Annotated in this window: 14 protein-coding genes; 6 read left to right on the top strand and 8 right to left on the bottom strand. The window is 66.2% G+C overall.

Features of this window, described 5'->3' with window-relative positions; all coding sequences use genetic code 11:
- Window positions 1-59: 59 nt before the first annotated feature.
- A complete protein-coding gene (locus M4J40_RS03735) occupies window positions 60-1091 on the bottom strand; it encodes an RluA family pseudouridine synthase (protein WP_251752221.1) in 1032 nt (343 codons plus the stop codon).
- Between the two features lie 183 nt (window positions 1092-1274).
- Between M4J40_RS03735 and M4J40_RS03730 the strand changes: the two genes are divergently transcribed.
- On the top strand, window positions 1275-1628 hold the full coding sequence (locus M4J40_RS03730) for a hypothetical protein (RefSeq protein WP_251752219.1): 354 nt from the start codon (window positions 1275-1277) through the stop codon (window positions 1626-1628).
- Window positions 1629-1754: 126 nt separating this feature from the next.
- Entirely contained in the window at window positions 1755-2075 is a 321-nt protein-coding gene (locus tag M4J40_RS03725; protein ID WP_251752216.1) for a multidrug efflux SMR transporter, read from the top strand.
- Between the two features lie 10 nt (window positions 2076-2085).
- Here M4J40_RS03725 and M4J40_RS03720 read toward each other — a convergent pair whose 3' ends face one another.
- Both M4J40_RS03720 and M4J40_RS03715 read right to left on the bottom strand, forming a co-directional pair.
- Window positions 2086-3918 (bottom strand): hypothetical protein, encoded by a 1833-nt coding sequence (locus M4J40_RS03720; protein ID WP_251752214.1) that lies wholly within the window; start codon window positions 3916-3918, stop codon window positions 2086-2088.
- Window positions 3919-4049: 131 nt separating this feature from the next.
- Window positions 4050-5345 carry an adenylosuccinate synthase gene (locus M4J40_RS03715; RefSeq protein WP_251752213.1) on the bottom strand — a complete coding sequence of 432 codons (1296 nt, stop codon included), beginning with the start codon at window positions 5343-5345 and terminating at the stop codon, window positions 4050-4052.
- A gap of 258 nt (window positions 5346-5603) precedes the next feature.
- Here M4J40_RS03715 and M4J40_RS03710 point away from each other — a divergent pair, with 258 nt between their 5' ends.
- On the top strand, window positions 5604-6521 hold the full coding sequence (locus M4J40_RS03710; protein WP_251752211.1) for a DMT family transporter: 918 nt from the start codon (window positions 5604-5606) through the stop codon (window positions 6519-6521).
- An 11-nt stretch (window positions 6522-6532) separates the two neighbouring features.
- On the opposite strand, the gene M4J40_RS03705 is transcribed toward M4J40_RS03710, so the two are convergent.
- The 5 genes from M4J40_RS03705 to M4J40_RS03685 all read right to left on the bottom strand — a co-directional run bounded on the left by M4J40_RS03705 (window position 6533) and on the right by M4J40_RS03685 (window position 11486).
- Window positions 6533-7948, bottom strand: coding sequence for an outer membrane beta-barrel protein (locus tag M4J40_RS03705; RefSeq protein ID WP_251752209.1), 1416 nt, complete (start codon window positions 7946-7948; stop codon window positions 6533-6535).
- A 109-nt stretch (window positions 7949-8057) separates the two neighbouring features.
- Window positions 8058-8516 (bottom strand): NfeD family protein, encoded by a 459-nt coding sequence (locus M4J40_RS03700; protein WP_251752208.1) that lies wholly within the window; start codon window positions 8514-8516, stop codon window positions 8058-8060.
- A gap of 13 nt (window positions 8517-8529) precedes the next feature.
- Window positions 8530-9501 (bottom strand): SPFH domain-containing protein, encoded by a 972-nt coding sequence (locus tag M4J40_RS03695; RefSeq protein WP_251752370.1) that lies wholly within the window; start codon window positions 9499-9501, stop codon window positions 8530-8532.
- Window positions 9502-9734: 233 nt separating this feature from the next.
- Complete coding sequence (locus tag M4J40_RS03690; RefSeq protein ID WP_251752207.1) at window positions 9735-10259, bottom strand: GNAT family N-acetyltransferase; 525 nt, start codon at window positions 10257-10259, stop codon at window positions 9735-9737.
- Window positions 10260-10340: 81 nt separating this feature from the next.
- Window positions 10341-11486, bottom strand: coding sequence for a type III PLP-dependent enzyme (locus M4J40_RS03685; protein ID WP_251752206.1), 1146 nt, complete (start codon window positions 11484-11486; stop codon window positions 10341-10343).
- A gap of 892 nt (window positions 11487-12378) precedes the next feature.
- On the opposite strand from M4J40_RS03685, the gene M4J40_RS03680 reads away from it, so the two are divergent.
- From M4J40_RS03680 to M4J40_RS03670, 3 genes are all read left to right on the top strand, one after another.
- Window positions 12379-13323 carry a LysR family transcriptional regulator gene (locus M4J40_RS03680; protein WP_251752205.1) on the top strand — a complete coding sequence of 315 codons (945 nt, stop codon included), beginning with the start codon at window positions 12379-12381 and terminating at the stop codon, window positions 13321-13323.
- 76 nt (window positions 13324-13399) lie between these two features.
- Window positions 13400-14059: a DUF1007 family protein gene (locus M4J40_RS03675; protein WP_251752204.1), complete on the top strand. Its 660-nt coding sequence runs from the start codon at window positions 13400-13402 to the stop codon at window positions 14057-14059.
- Complete coding sequence (locus M4J40_RS03670) at window positions 14050-15114, top strand: nickel/cobalt transporter (protein WP_251752203.1); 1065 nt, start codon at window positions 14050-14052, stop codon at window positions 15112-15114. The genes M4J40_RS03675 and M4J40_RS03670 overlap by 10 nt, the downstream gene beginning before the upstream one ends.
- The last annotated feature ends 15 nt before the right edge of the window (window positions 15115-15129 follow it).

The raw sequence follows: 15129 nt of genomic DNA, 5'->3' as shown, positions 1-15129 counted from the left end.
GCAGAAAGCCGAATATAGGAACAATCCCGGCAATTTCATGGGGAAACTGCTGAAAAAGCCTAAAGTTCCCGAAACGCAGCCACGAGATCGGACATGTCGGGCGGCAACTCGCTGGTAAAGCGCAGGAACTCGCCGGTCACCGGATGCTCGAAGGCGATCAGGAAAGCGTGCAACGCCTGACGCGGAAAGGCCCGGACGACCATGGCCGGCGCTTCGGGAAGGCGGTTGGCCTTGGTCTGGAAATGGGCGCCATAGACCCCGTCGCCCACCAGCGGATGGCCGGCGGCGGTCAGATGCACGCGGATCTGATGCGTCCGTCCCGTTTCGAGATGGCACTCGACCAGCGCGGCGACGGCGCCGCGCCCCGACTCGGCTGGAAACCGCTCCACCACCTCGTAATGCGTGATGGCCTCCTTGCCGCCGACGCCCTTGATGATGGCCATCTTGGTCCGGTCGGACGACGAGCGGCCGAGCGGCGCCTCGATGGTGCCCCGGAACGGTTCGGGACTGCCCCAGACGAGCGCCAGATAGCCACGTTCCAGCGGGCCGGTGCGGCCGTGATCGGCGAACTGCGCAGCGAGGCCGGCATGGGCGCGATCGGTCTTCGCCACCACCATCAGACCGGTGGTATCCTTGTCGAGCCGGTGAACGATTCCCGGCCGGCGGACGCCGCCGATACCCGACAGGCTGTCGCCGCAATGGGCGATCAGGGCGTTGACCAGAGTGCCCGTCCAGTTCCCGGCCGCCGGATGCACCACGAGGCCGGCCTGCTTGTCGATGACGATCAGGTCGTCGTCCTCGTAGACGACATCGAGCGGAATATCCTCGCCCTGCGGCTCGGCATCCTCGGGCGGCGGCACCAGAATAGTGAGCGAGAGGCTGCCAGACATCTTCCGGGCGGCGTCGGTGACGACGACGCCATCGACGGCCACCGCGCCCGCCTCGATCAGCGCCTTGAGGCGCGACCGGCTGATGTCGGGGAAAGCCTCGGCGACCAGCTTGTCGAACCGCGCCTTCGCAGCCGCCTCGATGGTGGCCGCCCGCGCCTCGCCGGCTTCGTCTTCCGAGCCGATATAGTCCTCGTCCGCCATCGCCACCTCTTCGCACCCGGCCGAAAAGTGGAAAGACTTTTCGGACCAGCGGATGCATGAAAACAATCGACCGGCAAACGGTGGTCCGGAAGATCGCCGCTTGCTCCGGGCGGCGCGTCGACAAACCGCGCCGAATTCGCTAAATGCCGCCTATCGCAGAAATCCGCGCTGAAGGAAAGCATCATGGCAGCCCCGACCGACGACGAACGCGAGGCGCCGCTCGATCCGGCCATCGCCCGGGTGCAGGCCCGCCTCAAGACCATGATGCTGATCGCCGCCGGCACACTCGGTATCGGACTGATCGCCGTCTTCGTCGCCATCGCCTTTCGCGTCGCCAAGAGCGGCGAGAACGCCTCGCCGACCGGCGCACCGTTCCAAACCCTGGTCGAGGTGGCGACACCCGGCACCGTCGTCGCCACCGACGTCGATGGCGACCGCCTGTCGCTGACCATCGATGGCCCCGAGGGCAAGGTGATCGAAATCCATCACCTGCCGTCCGGCAAGCTGATCGGTCGGGCCGTGCTCCTGTCGAAGTGACGGCGGCCAGCGCTTGACGCCGGTCAGCCACCGACCCATTTTGCCCTCGAGGCAACGCCCTCTCTCACCCCCAGCGGATGAGTTGCAAGTCCGGGACGGCCCGGCCCAACCGAAAGGAGGGCCGTCATGGCCTGGGTCTATCTTCTCATCGCCGGTCTTCTGGAAGTCGTCTGGGCCTACGGCATGAAGCTATCGGCCGGCTTCACCCAGATCGGCGCCAGCATCGTCACCATCATCGCCATGCTCATGAGCTTCGGCCTGCTCGCCGTCGCCATGAAGTCGTTGCCGCTCGGCACCGCCTATACGGTATGGACCGGCATCGGAGCCGTCGGCAGCTTCGCGGTGGGTGTCGCCGTCTTGGGCGAAGCGATGACGGCGACGCGGCTCCTCGCCGCGACGCTTATTCTCGCCGGCCTCGTCCTGATGAAGCTATCGAGCCCGCAGTAACGGTCGCCCCTCACTCACCCCAGGCGGCAAAGGCCTCGGCGAACACCTTCTCGCCGGGGGCGCCCTTCTCGAACGTCAGAATGGCCCGACGGCGATTGCCATAGCGGATCGGAATGTCGATCCACGGCCGATCCTTCAGCAGCTGGATATTGCGTGCGACGTCCTGCTCCAGGCCGGACAGCGCCAGCCAGAACAGGCTGTCGGACACCTTGGCGACGGCGCCGGCGATGGTGTCGCCACGCGCTTCCTCGGTCTGCTTGGCGATCATGCCCGGCGCCGCATCGATGAACTTGCCGGCAAACGACGGCGGCACGTCGAAGGACAGTTCGACGATATGGCTCGCCGGCAACGCCTGATCGTCGTTCTTGTGGATCGACAGGCGCACCTTGAGATTGAGCTCGGGCACCTGAATGTCACCACGGATCTGCGGCACCGGCTTGTCACCGGGAAGGGCCGGCTCGTTGACGAAGGACCAGACCACCGAGCCATCGAGCTTGGTGCCGGGCGAGCCGGGAATGGGCTCTTCGTAAAGAATGGCCTTCTGGGCAACGCCAATCGCTTCGCCCGCCGGCGCGGACGCGGACGGGCTGGACGAAGCAGCCGGAGCCGAAATCGCCGGGCCCGCATCGGAAGACGATGCGACATCGGCCGGTGCAGCCGGAGGCGTGGCCGTCTCGGTACCGGGCGGCGGCGGCAGATCGGGGTCGACGACGGCGGGCGCAGGGACCTCTTCCGTCTGGACGGCGACAGCGTCGGGGGCGACAGGCGCCGCGGGCGCCTCGCCTTCGGCCGGCAAACGGTCGAGTATCTTGGGCGCCAGACCATCATCGCTGGGCGTCTCGGCGCTCGTCTGGGTCTGCGGCTCGCCGGCGAACATGTTCGTCAATGGTTCGCGGAAAGAATAGCCGAGCGCGGCGAAGAGCCCGACCAGCGCCACGACCAGAACGCCGATCAACACGTTGCGCACACGACGGGCGGCGCTGGCTCCGTCATCAGGCCACGGCAATGTCGCCGTTTCGCGCTGTGGCTGCGGCCGATCCGCCTCACGCTTGTCGCCCACACCGCCAACGGTGGAATCCTGGCGCGAACCGGCCGGGCGAGCACTGCCGAGTTCCGGCTCGACGCGTTCGCCGGCCGTCGGTTCGTCGATCTCGTCAACCTCGTTCATGGCATGGCGCGCGGCGCGCACGGCGGTGGACGAGGCTTCGCCGAGCGAGTCGGCCTGCTTGAGGGTGCGCGACAGCGCGCTGACGCCGACCCCGATGCGCGGCTCGCCATGCTCGTCGGGCAACCGGGCGTTCGGCAGGCGCGGGCGCTCGGTCGGCAGGCTGACGGGAGCCCGATCCTGAGTCCGGTCCTGGGGAGCTGCACGGGCGGGCGTGCCGCGAGGCTGCAACGGCTCGATGTGATGGAAGGGGTTCATCTCCGGCGCAGAGAGCGAAGCCAGCCCGCTCCGGCGTGGCAACGCCGGCTCTTCGTGCTTGGCGTCGGAACGCGGCTCGGCCTCCACCCGGGGAGATGCCTCTCGGGCCGGTTCCGCCTTTGGAGCGGCGGGCTCGGGCGCGGCGGGGGCCGGCGGGACGATCGGCGCCGGCGTATGGGCGTCGGCGCTGGGAGGGGCATCCTCGGCAGCACCGGCAACCTCGGCCTCGACCCGGCGAATGCAGTCTTCGAGCGCCACGCGCTGATCGGCGATGTCGGTCGGCGACAGCGGCGGATTATAGGAGCTGAGCTGGCGAAGGAGGGCGACACGAGCCTTCTCGTACACGGCCCGCCGTGCCTCGCCGGACCCCGACGGCAGCGAGGAAATGGCGCGCTTCAATACGGGATAGTAGTCGGCCATGTACCGCATCTCTCGGCTTGGCGCTCCGCCGCAGGGCGGAACGCTGTTTCGATAGGATACCCGGTGGCCAGCCTTGCGATGGCCGCCGGGCTTTTTTGCGGCGGGAAGGCCGGCAAAACGTGGTGAATCACTTAATCCTGAAACGGATCACGCACAAGAATCGTGTCGAGACGATCGGGACTGGTCGACAGCATGGCCACCGGCGCGCCAATCAACTCCTCGATATGGCGCACATACTTGATCGCCTGCGCCGGAAGCTCGGCCCAGGAGCGGGCTCCAGCGGTCGATTCCTTCCAGCCTTCCATGGTCTCGTAGATGGGCTTCACCCGCGCCTGCTCTTCCTGGTTGGCAGGCAGGTAGTCGAGCGTGCGGCCGTCGATCTCGTAGCCGATGCACACCTTGATCTCGTCGAGACCGTCGAGCACGTCGAGCTTGGTCAGCGCGATGCCGTTGATGCCCGAGGCAACCACCGTCTGGCGCACCAGCACGGCATCGAACCAGCCGCAGCGACGCTTGCGGCCGGTCACGGTGCCGAACTCGCGGCCGCGTTCGCCAAGGAAGTCGCCGACCTCGTCGAACAGCTCGGTCGGGAACGGACCGGAGCCGACGCGCGTCGTATAGGCCTTGGTGATGCCGAGCACATAGTCGAGCGCGCCCGGCCCCACGCCGGAACCGGCGGCGGCCTGACCGGCCATGGTGTTGGAGCCGGTGACGAAGGGATAGGTGCCATGGTCGTTGTCGAGCAAGGCGCCCTGCGCGCCCTCGAACAGGATGCGGGAGCCGGCCTTGCGCTTTTCGTCGAGCAAACGCCAGGTGACATCCATGTAGGGCAGGATGAAATCGGCCACCGCCATCAGCTCGTCGCGGATGGTCTCGGGCGCGATCTCCGGCTGGCCAAGCCCCCGGCGCAAGGGATTGTGGTGGGACAGCAGACGCTCGATTCGATTGGCCAGCGTCTCGGGATGGGCAAGGTCCACCAGGCGGATGGCCCTGCGGCCAACCTTGTCCTCATAGGCGGGACCGATGCCGCGCTTGGTCGTGCCGATGCGGGTGGTGGGGGAAGCCGCGTTCTCGCGCAGCTCGTCGAGTTCCTGGTGGATCGACAGGATCAGCGTGGCGTTCTCGGCGATACGCAGGTTGTCCGGGCTGATCTTGACGCCCTGCTCGCGGATGCGCGTCACTTCATTGACGAAGGCGCGTGGATCGACGACGACACCGTTGCCGATGACGGAGAGCTTTCCCGGCCGGGCGACGCCCGAGGGCAGCAGCGACAGCTTGTAGGAAACGCCGTCGATCACCAGGGTGTGGCCGGCGTTGTGACCGCCCTGGAAGCGGACGACCACATCGGCCCGCTCGGACAGCCAGTCGACGATCTTGCCCTTGCCCTCGTCTCCCCACTGGGAGCCGACCACCACTACGTTCGCCATTGAAAAGGTCCCGTCGTTCAAGTTTCAGACCTTTCCGCACCGCGCCGCCAACGGCAGCCCCCGCACGGAAAGCCCCGATACCATGGGCACCGGGGCTTGACCGACTATAACGACGCCCGCCCCCCAATGAAAGCCGCGATGTCGCAAATCTGCCATTTGTCCCGCTGCTGGCGTACCGGATCCCGCCAAAGAGACGTGCGCGCGGCAGCCAGACATTCTAGGAAGGAGACGACAGATTGCTTTCGCGAGAGGTTTTTCGTGGCTGATGACGGTCTCTGGTCGCGCCTCTATGGCCACCCCTACCTGCTGCTCGTGTTGTCGCCGTTGTTCTGGGCCGGCAACACCGTAGCCAGCCGTCTCGCCGTCGGAGAGGTCTCGCCGATGGCGCTGACCACCTTCCGATGGTCGGGCGTGTTGCTGCTGCTCGTCCTTTTCGCCCGCCGCCCCGTCCTCGCCGAATGGCCGACCATGAGGACCCGCCTTCCCTACATGCTGGCGATGGGCGCGCTGGGCTTCACGATCTTCAACGCCTTCTACTACATCGCCGCCCATTTTACCTCGGCGGTCAACATCGGCATCATTCAGGGCGCCCTGCCCGGCCTCGTCTTCGTCTTCGCCTATCTGATCGTCGGCACGCGGGCCGGAGCAGGGCAACTGGCCGGCATGGCGACGACGCTCGTCGGCGTCGGCGTGATCGCCATCAAGGGCGATCTCGACACCCTCGCCTCGCTCGATTTCAATGCCGGCGACCTGATGATGCTCGGCGCCTGCGTCGTCTATGCCCTCTACACCGTGCTTCTGCCGCGTCGACCGAAGATATCCGGCCTTTCCTTCTTCGCCGGCCTCTCCGTCGCCGCCCTGCTGACCTCGCTGCCCTTCCTGGCCGCGGAAATCGCCATGGGCCAATACGTCGCGCCGACAGCCTTCGGTTGGGGACTGGTCGCCTACTGCGCCGTCTTTCCCTCCGTCGTGTCGCAGATCTTCTTCGTGCGCGGCGTCGAGCTGGTCGGCCCAGGCCGCGCAGGCGTCTTCATCAACCTGATCCCGGTGTTCGGCTCGATCCTCGCCGTTCTCGTGCTCGGCGAGAGTTTCCGCCTCTATCACGCGGTGGCGCTGGCGCTGGTGCTCGGCGGCATCTTCTGGGCGGAGTGGAGCAAGCGCGGAGCGTCAGCGTAAGCCGCCGCCCCTCACTGGCGCAGGGTTAGCGTGGCCGTCACGCTACTGTCGGTGTAATCGCCTCCCGCCTCGTTCGACCGGACAATCTTGTGCTCGCCGTCGATGCCGAGCTCCACCGAGCGATTGAGCTTGTAGCCGACGCCGGCCTTCAGCGCCGTCGTCGTCACGTTTCGGTCGATGCCGACATAGTCCTCAAGCGTCAACTCGCCGCCGGCCACCACAAAGGCGTTTGGCGCCAGCGCATAGGTGACGGTGGCGCCACCGATCCGCTTGACGACCCCCGATGCGCCAGCCGTGGATGTCGGCTCGAAACTGGTGGTGGCGGTCCCCGTCAGCCGAAGAAGCTCGGTGGCATCCCACGACAGCGAGGCCGATCCGATCAAACCCGAGATGTCTTCGAGGCTCCCCGCCTTGAGCCACTCGTAGCCATATCCGAGGGCGATCTCGCCGGTGAGATCGTCGCTCGCCACGGTGACACCGATCTTCGCCTCACCGCCGATGCCGCCACGTTTGAGGCCGTCTCCTGCCGCCGGCCGGTCGAAATCGCGACCGAACGCACTCATCTCCACAAAGGGCTGCAAGACTGCGCCGCTATCATGCGACAGACGCAGCGACAGGGACAGCGCCGTATTGTCGAGCGTCGAATCGGTCTCGTTGACCGTCCGGTCGGCCGCAAGCCCCGCCTGGAGGCCGACCAGGCCGCCAAACCGCTCGTAGCCGAGAGAGCCGGAGAAGGTGTTCTCCTTGCCGTCACCCGACGCTTCGTCTCGCAACGTCCAGTCGGCCGTCGCGGTGAGACGATCCGCATCGGTGACGTCGAAGCGGGCGGCAAGGCGCGCATCCCCTTCCGGCAGCTTTTCCTCGAAGCCGGAAAGCGAACGGCGAAAGGATCCGCCCACGCGCAGATCCACGCTATTGCGCTCCCAATCGGAACGCGCGGCGAGCACGCCGGTCGAGCGCAAGAAGGTCTGATCGCCCTGTGCCGAATGATGGCGCAGCCCAATGCCGGTCGTGGAGGTCGCGTTCACCACGAAACTGCCGACACGAAGTCCGAGCGGCTCGTACTCGGCTCGCGCATCGGCCTCGCGAGTTACCAGCGGCAGGCTTGGCGCCACCGCCGGCAACTTGGCCGACTGGCTGGGAGGAACCGGGCGAATGACGGCCCTGAGCTCAGGCGAAGGAAGGCTGCCCCTCAACGAGGGAGCCTCGGCAGCGACACTTTCAGGCTGGATGACGTTCGAGCCGGCGGCAGAGCCCTCTTCCGTCTCGCTCAACATCGGATCGGCGGTCGCATTGACCGAACCCGCGGGAAGCGCGCTCCTGAGAACAGGCACGGCTTCCGTGTCGTCGGTCTCTTGCGCATGGGACGGCAAGGCGAGGAAAACCGACGCCATCGCCAGAGCCCGAAAGGTCTGCCGCCGATGCACGCCCGCCTCCATCGCCGCGCCAACCGCCCCGAGCGGTATTCAGTGTTGACGAAACGTAAAGGGAATTGGTTAACGAGCCGTTAGGCTCCCTCGGACGGACGGTCTAGCCTCAATCGGCGGACGCCAGCTCCACCAGGAAACGACCGTCTCTATGGCCGGTGATTCGGACGCGCGCGCCCACCGGCAGGTCCGGTCCGTCGGCCCGCCAGATGGTGTCGTCGAGCCGGATATGGCCGGAACCGCCCTCGATCGCCCGCTCGACCACGGCGAAGCGGCCGACTTGCCGGCCAAGCCGGTCGTTGGCGAAGCCGTCGCTCTCGTTGGACGCCCGGCCATAGAAGCGCCGACCAACCAGGACCGCCACCGCCGACAGCACGACGAACAGGACCAGTTCCACCTGCCAACTCATTGCTACGACGAACGCAGCGAGGCCGACAACCAGCGCCGCGGCGCCGAACCAGATGAAGAAGGTGCCGGGCGCCACCACTTCGATGATGGCGAGCAAAAGCGCCAGCACCAGCCAAGACCACGGCCCGAGGTAGGCGATCAATCCTTCGATGAGCCCCATGATGGCGCGTTCCTCAGCCGCCGACCGGCGGCACGGCGCCGCGACGGCGCGGCGTTCCATCCTGCGGCCCATCGCCAGAGAAGGCCGCGCGGGCCAGTTCGGCGATGCCGCCGAGCGAGCCGATCAGCGCCGACGCCTCGACCGGCAGCATCAGGATCTTCTGGTTGGGCGACTGGGCGAACTGGCCGAGCGCCTGCGTGTATTTGTCGGCGACGAAGTAGTTGAGCGCCTGCACGTCGCCCTTCGCCACCGCCTCCGACACCATGGACGTGGCCTTGGCTTCCGCCTCGGCAAGACGCTCGCGGGCCTCGGCGTCGCGGAAGGCGGCTTCGCGCCGGCCTTCGGCCTGCAGAACCTGGGCCTGCTTTTCGCCCTCGGCCTTCAGGATGGCCGACTGACGCAAACCCTCGGCCTCGAGAATCTGGGCGCGCTTCTCGCGCTCCGCCTTCATCTGCCGGGCCATGGACGCAACGAGGTCGGCCGGTGGGTTGATGTCCTTGATCTCCACGCGGGTGATCTTGACCCCCCAGGCCTCGGTTGCCGCGTCGACCACGTGCAACAGGCGCGCGTTGATCTCGTCGCGGTTGGAAAGAAGGTTGTCGAGATCCATCGAGCCCATGACCGTACGGATGTTGGTCATGGTGATGTTGAGGATCGCCATCTTCAGGTTGGACACCTCGTAGGCGGCGCGCGCCGCGTCGAGCACCTGGTAGAAGGCGACGCCATCGACCGTGCAGGTGGCGTTGTCGCGGGTGATGATCTCCTGGCTCGGAACGTCGAGCACCTGCTCCATGCGATTGAGCTTGGCGCCGATACGGTCGAAGAAGGGAATGATCAGGTTGAGGCCGGGCTGAAGTGTCCGAGTATAGCGACCGAAGCGTTCGACCGTCCAGTTGTAGCCCTGCGGCACCTGCTTGATGCCGGCGAACAGAACGATGATCGCGAACAAAACCAACGCGATGACAGCGATATCACCACCGCTCAGAAACACGTCCATGAGAACCTCCCCGGCAACGTCAGGCGACTCTAGGCATTTCCGGGGAGGATATCAAATGGCGGGACGAACGGACGGACATGTTGAAGCCGCAGAAGCGGCCTCCGGCGCCAAGCGACACCCGAACAGGAAGCGCACGAAAGCCACGGGCTGAAGGTCCGCCAGCGCTCAAGGCAGCGCTCAAGGCAAGGAAAAGGCAGTCGCTACCGGCGACTGCCGCCACATCAGGCTGCAACCGTCGCAGGCTCGACGGGCGCAAGGCAGCCGGTCGGCCGAAGCACGCCGGAGGCACCCTCGAGCGCGCCGGGAACCAGTTCGAGACCGAGGAAGCGCGCGCGCTCGAACGGACCGGGCATGGCGAGTTCGTCCATGCCGCGCGTCGAGAAACCGAAACGCCGATAGTAGGGCTCGTCGCCCACCAGAACGACCACGCCGTGACCGAGCGCTCGCGCCCGATCGATGGCGAGCCGCATGAGCGCGGCGCCGATGCCGGCGCCACGGCAAGCGTCGTCGACGGCGAGCGGCCCGAGCAGCAACAGCGGCGTCCGATCGGCCGCCGCCTCCCACAGGCGGACGCTTCCGACGAGACGATCGCCGTCCCGGGCAACCAGCGCCAACCCCTCGGAGGGCAGACGCCCCGAGCGAATTTTCTCCGAGGATTTGCGGAACCGGCCGGGCCCGAAGGCACGGTCGAGCAAGGTCTCGCGGGCGAAAACGTCACCCGCCTGTTCAGTCGTGTAGGCGATCATCGAGGCAACCCCGTCCCCCACCGCGACCGGCGGAGCGATGAAGTCACAATGGAAACCGGACGAACCTCGCCCGGAGCGATGTCAGATCACGTAGGACTTGAGCGGCGAAAAGCCGTTGAAGGCCACCGCCGAGTAGGTCGTCGTGTAGGCGCCGGTGCCTTCGATCAGCACTTCGTCGCCGATCTCCAGGCTGATGGGCAGCTCGTAAGGCGCCTTCTCATAGAGCACGTCGGCGCTGTCGCAGGTCGGTCCGGCCAGCACGCAGGGCGCCGTGGCGGAGCCGTCGTGACGGGTGCGGATCGGATAGCGAATCGCCTCGTCCATCGTTTCGGCGAGACCGCCGAACTTGCCGATGTCGAGGTAGACCCAGCGCTGATCGTCGTCGCGGCTCTTCTTGGAGATCAGGACCACTTCGGCCTTGATCAGGCCGGCGCCGCCGACCATGCCGCGCCCCGGCTCGATGATCGTCTCCGGGACGTGGTTGCCGAAGTGACGCCGCACCGCTTCGTCGATCGAACGGCCGTAGGCCTCGGTCGCCGGCACGTCCTTGAGATAGCGCGTCGGAAAGCCGCCACCGAGGTTGACCATCTTCAGCTGAATGCCGCGCTCGGCCAGCTCGGCAAAGATGGAGGCGGCCGACGACAGCGCGCCGTCCCAAGCATCGAGGTTGCCCTGCTGCGAACCGACATGGAAGGAGATGCCGTAGGCGGTGAGCCCGGAACGATGGGCATGCTCGAGAACTTCGGAGGCCATCGACGGATCGCAGCCGAACTTGCGGCTCAGCGGCCACTCGGCGCCGGCTCCGTCGCAGAGGATGCGGCAGAACACCCGGACACCGGCCTTGCCGGTGGTTTCCGCCTGGCGAACGATCTTGTCGACCTCGGCCTCGCAGTCGACGGCGAACAGGTCGACGCCGAGCTCGAGAGCGCGGGCAATGTCCCGTTCCTTCTTGATGGTGTTGCCGAAGGAAATGCGGTCGACCGTGGCGCCGGTGGCCAGCACCATCTCGACCTCCGGGATCGAGGCGCAGTCGAAGGACGAGCCGAGATCGGCGAGCAGTTGCAGCACTTCCGGCGCCGGATTGGCCTTCACCGCGTAATAGATGCGGGTGTCGGGCAGCGCGTGGCGGAAGGCATTGAAATTGTCGCGGACGACATCGAGGTCGACCACAAGGCAGGGGCCTTCGGGTCGTCGGGTGGCAAGGAAGTCGAGAATGCGCGCGGTCATGGCCCTGGAGCTCCGTCGTCCAAAGTCTTCTTCGAGGGTGAGCAAATCCTTCTCCGCGACCGGTGTGGACCCGGTACACGCGAGCAAATGCTTCCTCATCGCCTCCCGTTACCGGAAGACGGCGGATATCAGTGCGACCTTGAAATCTCGGCGCCTCGGCGAAGATGCGCCATGCGGTCGAGACCCTTGGTCGTGCAGCCTTTGATTGGACGGATTGCTCCAGTCCGCACGTCCGGCAAGGATGTAGTGCCTCTTCAGTAACGCCAACGTTTGGAGCGCCGGCAGAGACCAAAAAAGCCCTCTACGTCGTTGCTTTAAGTCGCGTCCGCCGCTTGAGAAGCAGCTTAGACCCGGTTTAACTCCGGTCACCGGTTGCCCTCGCCGGAACCGCCGTTAGCGGCCCTAGCGAAACCGGCACGCAACCACAGGCACGTGCGAAATTGGGCAATGACGCATGTACTCTGCGTCGCCCCCTTCTGCAAGACCTTGCGTTTCGAAAATCCGTTTGTGACGACATTTTCATGTGATGTGCCCCCGCTGCGACACCCAGGTCGGCGGGCGTTTCCCTCACCGCCATCGACAAGTCCAAACGGCGCTACCCAAGCGGCATTAGTTCAGCGGGAAGAATTCGATTGTCCACTCAGGGTAAACTATACGTATAAAAGCAGAAAATCGCATGATTCTGCGACGGAGACCCGATTTTTCATATTGACGAAAGTCATTGACTTCAGGTCATTAGAGTTAACGGGCGCGACTGCCGGCAGGCCGATTGCTGGGCCGTCACATGGTCGGCCCTAAAGCGCTTTCGTCAGCGCGCGGGCGTTCCGGAGGCCACGGAACCGCACGCGCGACGTCGTCGAATGGCGGATTGTCCTCAAACTGGCGGCGGATAATGGATACATTCACTCGTATGCGCACTTTCGTGGAGGTCGTCGAAGCCGGCGGTTTCTCCGCGGCGGCGCGAAAGCTCGGCCGATCCAAGGCCTTGATTTCAAAATACGTGAAGGAGCTTGAAGACGAGTTGGGCGCCCGTCTCATGAACCGTACCACGCGGCGTCTCGCCCTGACCGAACTGGGGCAGGCCTATTTCCGCGACGCGGGCGAGATTCTCCAACGCGTCGACGACCTGCAGGACATGGTCCGGGAGCGCCATGGCGAGCCCACGGGCCTTCTGCGCGTCGCAGCGCCACGCACCTTCGGCGATTCGATGCTCGGCAAGGCAATCATGGATTTCGTGGCGGCCAATCCCGCCATTCGCCTCGACCTCAGGCTGGACGATCGTTTCGTCGACCTGATCGACGAGGGCTTCGACTGCGCGATCCGCGTCAGCGAGCTCTCCGATTCCAGCCTGATCGCCCGCAAGCTTGCCGACTACCGCTTCGCGACGGTGGTCCGCCCCGACGTGGCCGAGATCCACGGGCTGCCCACCACCCCGGAAGACCTGACGCGGCTGCCCTGCATCATCGATTCCAACCTGCGCAACCGCTTCAACTGGCGCTTCCTCGTTGACGGCGTGCGACAAACGGTTTCGGTGTCTGGCCGCGTCGAGGTGAACTCGCCATCGGCCGTGCGGCTCGCTGCGCTCGCCGGCCTGGGCTTCGGTTCGGTTCCCTACAAGATGGTGGAGGACGACATCGAGGCGGGCCGTCTCAAGATCGTGCTCTCCGATTTCGAGCTGGGCGCGGCCAACATCTATGTCGTCTATCCGCATCGCCGGCACCTCTCCGCCAAGATCCGCGCCTTCGTCGACTTCATGGCAGACTGGTTCCAGAAAAACGGCGAGGGATGCAGCGACGGCCCCACGAGCCCGGAGGCGGTAGCCGACGAGCCGGGTTGACATCGTCCCGCCTTGTTTGGCAGCGATGTCTCGCCTTAGGTGTCGACTGTCGTCGCCATCGCCACGGATGCCGCTCGTGATCAAGAAGACGATTGCATTCGCCGCAGCGCTCGCCGCGGCCTTTTCCGCCGCGCCTGCGTTTGCTCATCCGCATGTCTGGGTCGATGCCAAGGCCGAGGTGGTGTTCAACGACAAGGGCGAGATTACCGCCATCCGCAACATCTGGCGTTTCGACGACGCCTACTCGGCCTTTGCCAGCCAGGGCCTCGACACCAATGGCGACGGCAAGCTCAGCGTGGACGAGCTGAAGCCGCTCGCCGACGTCAACGTCGACTCGTTGAAGGATTACGCCTACTTCACCTTCATCACGGCCGACGGCGAGGACATCGATTTCGGCAAACCCACCGAATACTGGCTGCAGGACGTCGACGGTCGCCTCATCCTGTTCTTCACCCTGCCGACCAAGGCCCCGGTCAAGACCACCGGGCCGGTCCGGCTGGAGATCTACGACCCCACCTTGTTCGTCGCCTTCCGCATGATCGACGACAAGGACGGACCGATCGTCCTCGACGGCGCCCCCAAGGCCTGCGCCGCCAAGACCTTCCGGCCGCCCGACATGGACCCGGCCACCGCCGCCGTCCTGGCCGCCGTGCCAGCCGACCAGCGCGAACTGCCGCCGGCCTTGCAGCTTCTGACCGAAGGCCAGACCAACGGGGCCGACATCGCATGTCCCTGACCGCCCGCCGCCTCGCCCTTGCCGCCATACTGCTCCTCGCCGCCACGCCGGTGTTCGCGTCGACCGGACCGTTCGGCGTCGGCCTGCCGGAACCGGCCGCCAGCGGCGGCGGCCTCCTCCCTGGCCTTTTCCGCACCATCGCCGTCTGGCAAGCCGGGTTCTACCGCGACCTCACGGCGACGCTGACCGCCATGAAGGCCAATGGCAACGCCGGCGCCTGGCTGATGGCGCTGTCGTTTCTCTACGGCGTGCTGCACGCGGTCGGGCCGGGCCACGGCAAGGCCGTGATCTCCACCTATGTCCTCGCCAACAGGGAGACGGCCCGGAACGGCGCTATCCTCGCCTTCGTCTCCGCGCTCGCACAGGCGGTGACGGCGGTGGTCATCGTCTTGGTCGCCGCCGTGCTTCTCGGAGCCACCTCGATCGCCATGACGCGCGCGGCCGCCTTGCTCGAAACCGGCTCCTTCGCGCTGATCGTCTTGCTCGGCCTCTGGCTGGTCTGGCGCAAGATCGTCCGTCCACTCGCCCGCTGGTTTGCCGAACGCTACGCGCCGGTGGCAGTGACCGTGGGCGGGCCACCGGTCGTCGTCGTCACCAGCTTCGGCGCGGCCACCGGGGATGTCGACGGCTGTGGCCATGAGCATCGGCTCGGCCTGAAGCCCGCCCGACACATTCACGACGAGACCTGCGGCCACATCCACGCGCCGCCACCGGAAGTCGCCTCCGGCCGCCTCGACTGGAAGAAGGCGTGGTCGGCCGTGGTAGCCGTCGGCCTCCGGCCCTGCACGGGCGCGCTGATCGTGCTGGTCTTCGCCCTCAGCCAGGGCCTGTTGATCGCCGGCATAGCGTCGGCATTCACGATGGCGCTCGGCACCGGCCTCACCGTCGCGCTTCTGACGCTCGCCGCCGTCACGACGCGCGGACTTGCCGTCCGCATCGCCGCCGCCGGAGGTGGAGAAACGGCCCGCCATCTTCACACCCTCGTCGAGGCAGGCGCCGCGATCGCCGTTCTGATGTTCGGCCTTCTGATGTTCGGCGCCTCGCTCTGGGGCTGAGAGGTCGTCGGCGCG

This window comes from Pleomorphomonas sp. JP5 (assembly GCF_023721815.1).
Lineage (GTDB): Bacteria > Pseudomonadota > Alphaproteobacteria > Rhizobiales > Pleomorphomonadaceae > Pleomorphomonas.
Note: the sequence above shows the minus strand (reverse complement) of the source record. Positions and strands in the feature narration are given on the sequence as shown.